The organism is Moorena sp. SIO3H5, from assembly GCF_010692395.1.
Classification (GTDB): Bacteria; Cyanobacteriota; Cyanobacteriia; order Cyanobacteriales; family Coleofasciculaceae; genus Moorena.
In genome coordinates this window covers 1-8951 of record NZ_JAAHHS010000323.1, presented here as the reverse complement: position 1 = coordinate 8951, position 8951 = coordinate 1, and the positions used below count along the sequence as shown (strand labels likewise).

The window sequence follows — 8951 nt, the reverse complement described above, 5'->3', positions numbered from 1 at the left end:
TGGAGTTCCGTCGTGTTCTCTTCCGATCTCCTGTTCCCTGTTCCCTGTTCCCTGTTCCCTGTTCCCTGTTCCCTGTTCCCTGTTCCCTGTCCCCTGTTCCCTGTTCCCTGTTCCCTGTTCCCTGTTCCCTGTTCCCTGTTCCCTGTTCCCTAAAACTAGAAAATTTGAACCTCACCAGATTAAAAGATATATTGATAACTTTTACCTTTTGGCTTTTACCTTGTGCCTTCTTTGCCGTCGTTCTGCTATCGACTGGCGGCGACTTTGTATAGACACAATTTCCGCCTCACTACTCTCTCGTGCCACCCGAATCAACAACCCAGCCGAACACAAACTGGAAATCAACGAACTTCCCCCATAACTAAAGAATGGGAATGGTAAACCAGTAGTGGGAAGAGCCCCAGAAGCAACACCAATATTTAACAGAGACTGTCCGACAATAAACAGCATTGCCCCAATGGCTATTAACTGATAGACTCGGTTTCTTGCCTTAATAGCTACAATCACCGCTAGGGTCATGTATGTCATCAACAAAAACATTAGCGCTATACTACCAGCAAAGCCAAATTCTTCAGCAAAGACAGAAAAGATAAAATCAGTGTGTTGAATCGGTAAATAGAATAACTTTTGTTGGGATAACCCAAAACCAGAGCCCCAAGTACCACCCGAGCCAATAGCCAGAAGACTTTGAACCAATTGGTATCCATCTCGCATTGGATCAGCCCAAGGATTTAGGAATGACATCACCCGACGCCGCTGGTATTCCTTGATGCTGATACTGAGTACTGCCAGCAGGACACCACCAAATGCTGTACCTCCTAAGTAATAAAAAGGTAACCCTGCTGCTAGAGCAACTAGCCACAAAGTCATCCCACAAAGTGCTGTTGTACTCAGATTAGGCTGTAACAAAATTCCCACCAACACCACCATAAAAATCCCCAGCCACGTGAAACGAGTCCGCCACTGAAGCCGGTCCCACTGCCCAAATACCCGAGCTGCCTGTAACACTAGAAACGGCTTCATTAACTCCGAAGGTTGCAGGGGAACCGAACCCACAGATAACCAGCGAGTTGCCCCATTAACCGTTGTTCCCACACCAGGAATTAAAGTCAATAACAGCAGCACCAACAGCCCCAGGAGCAACCAATGGCTGATCTTTAGCAAATAACGCAAGGGTGATCGTACCAATAGGTTAAATCCCACTAAGCCCAAGACTACCCAGATCAGCTGTCGCTTGACGTAGTATGTTCCATCCCCTAATTCGACATCTGCGATCGCATAAGAAGCTGAGAACAGAATTACTATTCCGATCAACAGCCATAGAAACGTTAACCACTTCAGTAACCGAGCACTAACTGCCCAGTCTGTAGTAGAGGGATTAAATAATAGAATCAGGTTACGTAGAGCCACGTTTAATCAGGTTGCTTGAAGGTTGTTCGCTTAGCGTGGCCAATAGGCCAAGGTTATGTGGTTGAACGCGCACGCGTGGCCAAACGCGCCCCGCGTGGCCAATAGGCCAAGGCCAAGGTTATGTGGTTATGTGGTTGTTCGCCCTTGGCGTTCGGTGTCGGTTAGGTTGAAGAGGGAGAAACAAGTATATAAGACTCATGTGTTTTCTATCCCTATGTTGCCCTCTGTTTCCATCCCCCCATTTTGAACCAAAAATCACAAAGGGGTCCTAGTAGACCCCCTGAAATTTTTTTTTTGATAAACAGCTATTATGGAAAAATCATTACAAACCGGTGTTTGTACCTTGCCTACCAGTTGCCAGTTTAACTTTAATAATTTTGCCACCCATTTTCTGGATGCGCTGCTGCTCACGGAACCAGTTCTCGTAGGAAACGAGCTTGGTAAAAAAAGTATTCTGTAACTCCCTTTGTGTCCTAATTCGGCTCGGGCTTGGCACACAAGCAGTTACTTCAAACATCCGCATGAGCTTATTTCTCCTAGTAAGTAAAATTCAAGAAAATTTTAATTCTGGTTTGATCCCAATATGGCTAAAAAACTCCCTAGCGCCTATAGCGAGGGAATAAATTGCTTAATCAAATATCTCAACTATTCCAAAGTCTGGGAGTTAATTGTCAATACTAGACTGTCAAAACTCGTCTGCTTGACTTACGTGAGCCAGATTCGCCTTTAACAAGCTAGCACTCACAATCAACTTCCCAGACCTTAATTACACAGACAACTACAGGCTGGCGAATTCCATCAATACGCTTCGCGCGTTAGCTTAAGCCAGAGCAGATGTAGTCAAAGTATACACCCATTTCCTTACCAGCATCAGGACCAACTAAGCTAGCGGTAACTTCTTTCATGCCTTGGATGGAATTGGTGGTATTACCAATGGGAACACCAAGGGAGTTGTAGGTTTCTTTCAAGCCATTGAGTACGCGCTCATCTAGGATAGATGGGTCACCGGCCAACATCGCATAGGTAGCATAACGCAAGAAGTAATCCATGTCACGGATACAAGCTGCGTAGCGGCGAGTGGTGTACATGTTGCCACCAGGACGAGTGCTGTCGGAATACAACAGGGTCTTAGCAACCGCTTCCTTAACGATGGTAGCAGCATTAGCACTAATGGCAGTTGCTGCACGTACCCGCAGCTCACCAGTTTGGAAATAGCCCTTGAGCTTTTCCATAGCGGAGTCGTCTAGATATTTACCTTGGACGTCCGCAGAGTTGATAACAGCAGTAATTGCGTCTTGCATGATTCTATTTCCTTATTTAACTCAAGTTGTGATTATCGGTTCTACAGACAGACTTGCCTCAGAACACTAGGCAAAGGGGTATTTATTGCCTTACAACAATCCACCAATCACATAATCGAAGTAAGAGCCAGCTTCAGCAGCATCGTCTCCAGACATCATGCCAGTAGCAATACCCTTCATGCAACGGACGCTTTCGGCAACAGCATCAATGGAGGTACCTAAAGACTTGTACATTTCCTTAGCACCTACTAGACCAATTTCTTCAATTGGTGTGGTATCACCAGCAACAATACCGTAGGTAATCAAGCGTAGGTAGTAATCCATGTCCCGCAGGCAAGTAGCGGTCATTTCCGGACCGTAGGCGTTACCACCAGGAGAGACAACATCTGGACGCTTTTGGAATAGTTGGTCTCCAGCTTGCTTAACAATTGTCTCACGGGAGCCTGTCAAGGTTTGAGCGATACGTAAGCGCTGCTCACCAGAAGTAACAAAACCTTTGATACGGTCTAATTCACCAGGGCTTAGATAGCGAGCCTCAGCATCTGCATTCACGATGGATTTCGTGACAATACTCATAGATGGATTCCTCCAGTAAAAAATATCACCAGGTTTGTGTAAACCGGCATTTCCAAAAATGAACGCTCTCTAACTAACCTTGCGGTGTAATTAGAGCTTCTGTCCCATTGCAGTTACCCGCAATGTGCCGGGGAAATCGCCGTTCTCGATACGCCGTCGGAACTTCAGCCGACGCACGTCCCAGCAAAACTTGGTTTGGCTAACCCTGCCTAAATTAAAGGCCTCAATCAAAGCCTCAATCAAAGCAGGTTAATCACAAACCTAGCTTCCGGGAATATTTTGCTACAGATTGTTGACATTTTTCCCAGCTTCGCAACACATCGTAACATTTTCCCTAATAAAGTACGAAGTTATGAAGGGTGAGTTACAGGTTAGTGGCCTTAGTTAAGGGAGTAGGGAGTAGGGAGTAGGGAGTAGGGGTTGCGGAAAATGACTGTACCTCAGTGATGGCAAAGTCATTTTAGTTTGGGGTTGCTATTCCGGCTTCATCAGGTTTGCGCTTTCAAAGTTCAACCTTTAAGCCTCCTGCAAGCCACCGACCACCTTCAACCCTTCAACCTCTAACTTTCAACTTTTAACCTTTAACCTCTAACTTTCAACCTTTAACCTTTAACCTTTAACCTTTAACCTTTAACCTTTAACCTTGGCTAAAAGGCCACGCTACGCTTTCAACCTCCAACTTCCAACCTTCATAATTCAGACTTTTTGCTAACTAATCCGCTGATAGGGGACTACGTCTTCACCAAAGAAGCGGGAGTATTCTGGACTATCAACCATAGCGGTTACTGCAGCTTCTAGACCTTGTCCCGCCAATAGCTGCTGGTAGGTTTGAACCTCACCGTGAGTGTTAGGGGTACGTCCTAGTAAGTGCCGGAACAATAACTCGACTACTTTGGCAGAGGGATAAGCCTGGTAAAAGCGCTGACTATAGGTGTTACTACTTGCCAAGGCTTTAACAAACTGCCGCACCGAAATTTCACCATTGCGCAGTTGACTGTCTAGATGCTGTTGCCGGTATTGATGTGGTACTGGTTCACCAAATAAATCCAGGACTTGGTCATAAATGGCATCAATCACCACGGCGCTTTCGACCTGAGAAATGTTTGGGGTGATGCGGAAAATCCGTGTTGGCTTAGCAGATTTAGGATTCAAGGTTGATTGGTTCCGATTAGAGGAACGACCTACCTTGGCCAGCTCGGAAGGGTTGGTAGCCATCTCCCACTTTTGGGCAGCCATATCTGCGATCGCTTTTCCGGTCAGAGGTAGCTTAGACGAATCCATGCGAGGCTCGACTGGGTCAAAGCTTGGTACCACCACATCAGTATTCTGCTTGGTCTGCTGATTATACAGCTTCTCGGTGTTCGGGAAATTAGCAGCTGGTAAGGTTGGGAAGCGGCGGTACGGGACGGTATCTTCTCCAAATGCCTGAGCATATTCCATGCCATTGACCATTGCGCCAATAAAGCTCCGAATGCCTTCAGAGGCTAGAATTGCGTTGTAGGTCTGGATTTCCTTTTGAGTTAAGGGGGCACGTCCTAGAAAGTGCTTGGTACCCAGCTCAATCACCTTGGTGTTGGGGTACGGGGTGTAGAACTCTTTGATGTATAGATCAGAACAACCTAAGCCTTCAATAAACTCTTTGAGATTAATTTCCCCATTGCTCAGTCGGCTTTCCAGGGAAGTGAATGCTGCTTTGATCAGATAGGGTTCAAGATCCCGCTCAAATATCTGCCGATAAGCTGCTCCAATCAGGACTTTCAAGGCTGGCTTATCATTAAGGTCAATCAGCTTAAAGATCTTGGTTTGTTCACGCTGTACACTTACCCCCTGATTAATCCGGAATTCAACTTCCGGTTCGGTGAGCATCTCTTTGCCCATACCCAGCTCAACAAAGCGAGGTACTTTCTCCTCACCCATGATTGCCATTGCTGATGTCACGCTACCAGACACTCCGGTGCGCATTTTTAAACCAGCTGCCGTCACATAGCGCTCATAGGGAACCGTATCTTCTCCAAATGCCTCAGAGTACTCTTTGCTGTTGACAATTGCCTCTACTACACCGTAGAAACCTTTTTTATAGGCAACATCATAGTAACTGTTCATCTCGGAGCGCCCATAGCTAGGACGACCAAGCAAACGTCGGTGGATATATTCAATTGCCTTGACTACATACAATGGTGTCCAGTAACGTTTGCGGAAACCATCAGACTTCGCCAGCATTAGGATAAACTCGCGGACGGTAATTTCACCGTTTTCCAGCCGAGCTTCCCCTGAAGTCAGCCGTTCACCTTCATAGGGCATAAAGCCAAAGACTTGAAGGTAACAGGCACGAATTACCCTTTGAGTAGAGCTTTCGGCAAATTTGATACTCTTGTCTTGTGTACTAGGGATCTGATCAAGGCGGATCACCTTAGAGCCAAGGGAACCGGGGGACATACCCCTTGCCCCTGGATTACTATTTTGGTTATTGATCCCTGGGCCTTGGTGGATCAGCAGGCGTTTAGTATCTTTGCCAAAGAGAGCGGGGGTGGTAGTAGGATTCCGGGTTTCTTTCGGGAAAATTGCCCCAAACTGAATTTCCAACGAGTCATTACCAGAACCATAAACATGTTGGTCAGGCAGGGGTTGCTCGTATTTGGCAAAGGTATTGAGAAACTGGGCATCTTTACGGAAGGGAGCACTATAGCGCAACAAATCTTGCTGCATCCCCCAGTTACGGCATTCTTGAGCCTCTTGACCATAACCCCTCAGATAGGGAACCGTTTCTTCGGCAAAGTAATCCGAATATTCCTCAGAATCCACCAGGGCATCTACTAGAGCGGGTAGACCACCATCAGAAACAATGGAGAAGTAGCTTTGAACTTCTTCCCTTGAAGATGGACCCCTACCTAGGAAATGGCGGAAAGCTAGTTCTAAGGCCCGACTATTGATAAAAGGTTCAAAGAATTGCTTCCGGTATAGTTCAGATTTGCCCAAACGGCGAACAAACTCCTTCATGGAAATGTTCCCGTTTTTAACTAGAGATTCTAGATAAGAAATTGACAAACCGTAGGCGCGGGTAATGTCACGCTCAAAGATTTGCCGGTAGGCAGCTTTAACTACCTCAGTTTTTTCTGAGGATGACAGACCGGGCTTCATCACAAACTTAGGACGCCGCTCGGCTGCATTAAAGTAACTTTGGGGCAATTGCAGCCCTTGTTGGTCTATCGAAGGCCGTTGCCGCAGTTTATCGGAGGGTGTAGCAGCTTTAAATTCGTTGAGGGTAATGTCAAAGTACTGGGCAACAATCTCCTGTGCCGACTGATCACCTTTGAAATAATCTAGTGAAGCCGCCCGCATTCCCTGGATTGCCACGATTGTGGCATCAGCTGAACAAGCATTTTCAATGACTTCCCGCAAACCTCGAACATTAACCACTATGATGTTGGGATCACCAGCAACAATGGCGTAAGTGATATAGCGCAACATCCAAGATAGGTCCCGCAAGGACTTTTGCATATTCCTTGGGCCATAGCGGTTGATGTCGATGGGACGGAAACCTGGTGGGGTTGGTCCAGTCGGAGAACTAAACAGAGAGCGGAAGCCCGAAAATAATCCACCTCCACTCTCAACAAAGGTACTAGTCCCCAAGGTTTTGGTGTCGGGAACCCCTGTAGCTCCAGCCCCTACTAGGACAGGGTCTTCCTTAGGCTTTTCCAGGAAAGCCATTGGGGAACCACCCACGAAAATCCGGTTAGCCGCCTTGGATACGATTAGGTCTGAGTTTTTGGTGAGCAGATTAGCAATGGCTAAACGCTGTTCTCCAGAACGGAAGTAACCAAGTAGCTCGTTTATTTCTGCATTTCCTAAGAATCGGTCTTGCTGTTCTGCTTGGATAATGGTTGCCGATGGGACAGTTTGATAGAGTTGCACAGGAGCAACTGAGCTTCCACCACTTGCCTTGACACTCATTGGTTTGTTAAAGCTCCTAAATTTTTATGCTGTCATTGCGAACTTATGCCGCAGTTAATAAACACGTTTTAGACACCCATTTGGTAGGTAGGCATTTGGTGTTAGTCCTATCCAATCTCACTTTGGAGCAAGGGATAAGGATAATCTACTAAGGGAGTAGGTTCCATAGTATTTCCCACAGAATTTGCCAAAATGGATGTCATTGCTAAACTCGACTAGCTTTTAGATTAAAACTTTTCTGATCTCTACGGTTTATTTATTAAGAATTGTATAGAATTTAGGGGATCAAGTTCAGGATTGATGGCGATTGATCCCAGTAAACCTTTGAGATTATACTTTATTTTCGTAAAAAATTTACCCTAATAATTAAGTTTTGTAAAGTTTTGTGATGAAAACCTCTCAAGAAACCGCTGCTGCCGTTGAGCGCCTCTACGATACCTACCCTTTTCCCCCAGAACCCTTACTCGATGAGCCACCTCCTGGATACAACTGGCGCTGGAATTGGCGAGCTGCTTATAGTTTTTGTACTGGGCAAACACCCCAAAGAGAGGAGATTCGGATTCTAGATGCTGGTTGTGGGACGGGGGTAGGCACAGAGTATCTAGTTCACCTCAATCCCCAAGCCTCAGTAGTGGGGATTGATCTTAGTGCTGGAGCCTTGAAGGTAGCCCAGGAACGCTGTCGCCGCTCTGGTGCTGATCGGGTCGAGTTTCATCACCTGAGCTTATACGATGTTGACCAAATCGAGGGTCAGTTCGATCTAATTAACTGTGTGGGAGTGTTACATCACTTGCCAGACCCCATCCGTGGGATTCAATCGATAGCTAAGAAACTAGCACCGGGAGGCTTATTTCATATCTTTGTCTATGCTGAATTAGGACGCTGGGAAATTCAGTTGATGCAGCAAGCGATCGCACTTTTGCAGGGTCAAAACCAGGGAGACTACCAGGATGGGGTCAAGGTAGGTCGTCAATTATTTGAAGCGCTACCAGAAAAAAACCGAATTGTCACGCGAGACCGGGAACGCTGGGCTTTGGAAAACCATCAGGATGAATGCTTCGCGGATATGTACGTTCATCCCCAAGAAATTGACTATAACATTGAAAGCCTATTTGAACTAATCGATGCGGCTGGCTTAGAGTTTCTTGGGTTTTCTAATCCTCGCTACTGGCAGAAAGAGCGCTTATTTGGCAAGAATCCAGATTTAATGGCACGCTCAGAAGGTCTGAGTGAACGGGAGCTATATCGGTTAATTGAATTATTAGATCCCGAACTGACTCATTATGAGTTTTTCCTCACCCGTCCTCCCTTACAGCGGGTAGATTGGTCAGAGGATAACGACCTCTTAGCCGCAATTCCAGAACGGCACCCTTGTATGACCGGTTGGCCAAGTAAGTCCCTATTTGACTATGATTACCAACTGGTTAAGCTATCAGACGAGGAATTTACGTTTATCGAAGCCTGTGACCAGAATGGTAGCTCACCCGACGACTCATCCCAATCCCAAACCGTAGCAGAAATTATCAAGCATGTTAACGTCGATTTAGATGGAGTGCGATCGCTACTCCAACGGCAGTTGATTATGCTCAACATTGGTAGTTGATAATTCAAGCAGTCAGCGGTCAGCGGTCAGCGGTCAGCGGTCAGCGGTCAGCGGTCAGCGGTCAGCGGTCAGCGGTCAGCGGTCAGCGGTCAGCGGTCAGCGGTCAGCGA

At 46.5% G+C, this 8951-nt stretch carries 6 protein-coding genes; 1 reads left to right on the top strand and 5 read right to left on the bottom strand.

Annotated features, from left to right (window positions below):
* Positions 1 to 201 precede the first annotated feature (201 nt).
* The 5 genes from F6K52_RS26880 to F6K52_RS26860 all read right to left on the bottom strand — a co-directional run bounded on the left by F6K52_RS26880 (position 202) and on the right by F6K52_RS26860 (position 7238).
* Entirely contained in the window at positions 202 to 1410 is a 1209-nt protein-coding gene (locus F6K52_RS26880) for an FtsW/RodA/SpoVE family cell cycle protein (protein WP_293085549.1), read from the bottom strand.
* 322 nt (positions 1411 to 1732) lie between these two features.
* Positions 1733 to 1933 (bottom strand): phycobilisome linker polypeptide, encoded by a 201-nt coding sequence (locus F6K52_RS26875; protein WP_293085544.1) that lies wholly within the window; start codon positions 1931 to 1933, stop codon positions 1733 to 1735.
* Between the two features lie 292 nt (positions 1934 to 2225).
* Positions 2226 to 2711 carry an allophycocyanin subunit beta gene (gene apcB / locus F6K52_RS26870; protein WP_070394727.1) on the bottom strand — a complete coding sequence of 162 codons (486 nt, stop codon included), beginning with the start codon at positions 2709 to 2711 and terminating at the stop codon, positions 2226 to 2228.
* A 90-nt stretch (positions 2712 to 2801) separates the two neighbouring features.
* The gene (locus tag F6K52_RS26865) at positions 2802 to 3287 is read right to left on the bottom strand and encodes an allophycocyanin (RefSeq protein ID WP_293085539.1); all 486 of its coding nucleotides are present in this window, start codon (positions 3285 to 3287) and stop codon (positions 2802 to 2804) included.
* 708 nt (positions 3288 to 3995) lie between these two features.
* Entirely contained in the window at positions 3996 to 7238 is a 3243-nt protein-coding gene (locus F6K52_RS26860) for a phycobilisome rod-core linker polypeptide (protein ID WP_293085535.1), read from the bottom strand.
* A 388-nt stretch (positions 7239 to 7626) separates the two neighbouring features.
* Between F6K52_RS26860 and F6K52_RS26855 the strand changes: the two genes are divergently transcribed.
* The gene (locus F6K52_RS26855; RefSeq protein WP_293085530.1) at positions 7627 to 8841 is read left to right on the top strand and encodes a class I SAM-dependent methyltransferase; all 1215 of its coding nucleotides are present in this window, start codon (positions 7627 to 7629) and stop codon (positions 8839 to 8841) included.
* The last annotated feature ends 110 nt before the right edge of the window (positions 8842 to 8951 follow it).

What these genes read in the sequence shown, in the direction of transcription:
- F6K52_RS26875 (WP_293085544.1), bottom strand. Translation starts at nt 1,933, where the DNA reads ATGCGGATGTTTGAAGTAACTGCTTGTGTGCCAAGCCCGAGCCGAATT.
- apcB (WP_070394727.1), bottom strand. Translation starts at nt 2,711, where the DNA reads ATGCAAGACGCAATTACTGCTGTTATCAACTCTGCGGACGTCCAAGGT.
- F6K52_RS26865 (WP_293085539.1), bottom strand. Translation starts at nt 3,287, where the DNA reads ATGAGTATTGTCACGAAATCCATCGTGAATGCAGATGCTGAGGCTCGC.
- F6K52_RS26860 (WP_293085535.1), bottom strand. Translation starts at nt 7,238, where the DNA reads ATGAGTGTCAAGGCAAGTGGTGGAAGCTCAGTTGCTCCTGTGCAACTC.
- F6K52_RS26855 (WP_293085530.1), top strand. Translation starts at nt 7,627, where the DNA reads ATGAAAACCTCTCAAGAAACCGCTGCTGCCGTTGAGCGCCTCTACGAT.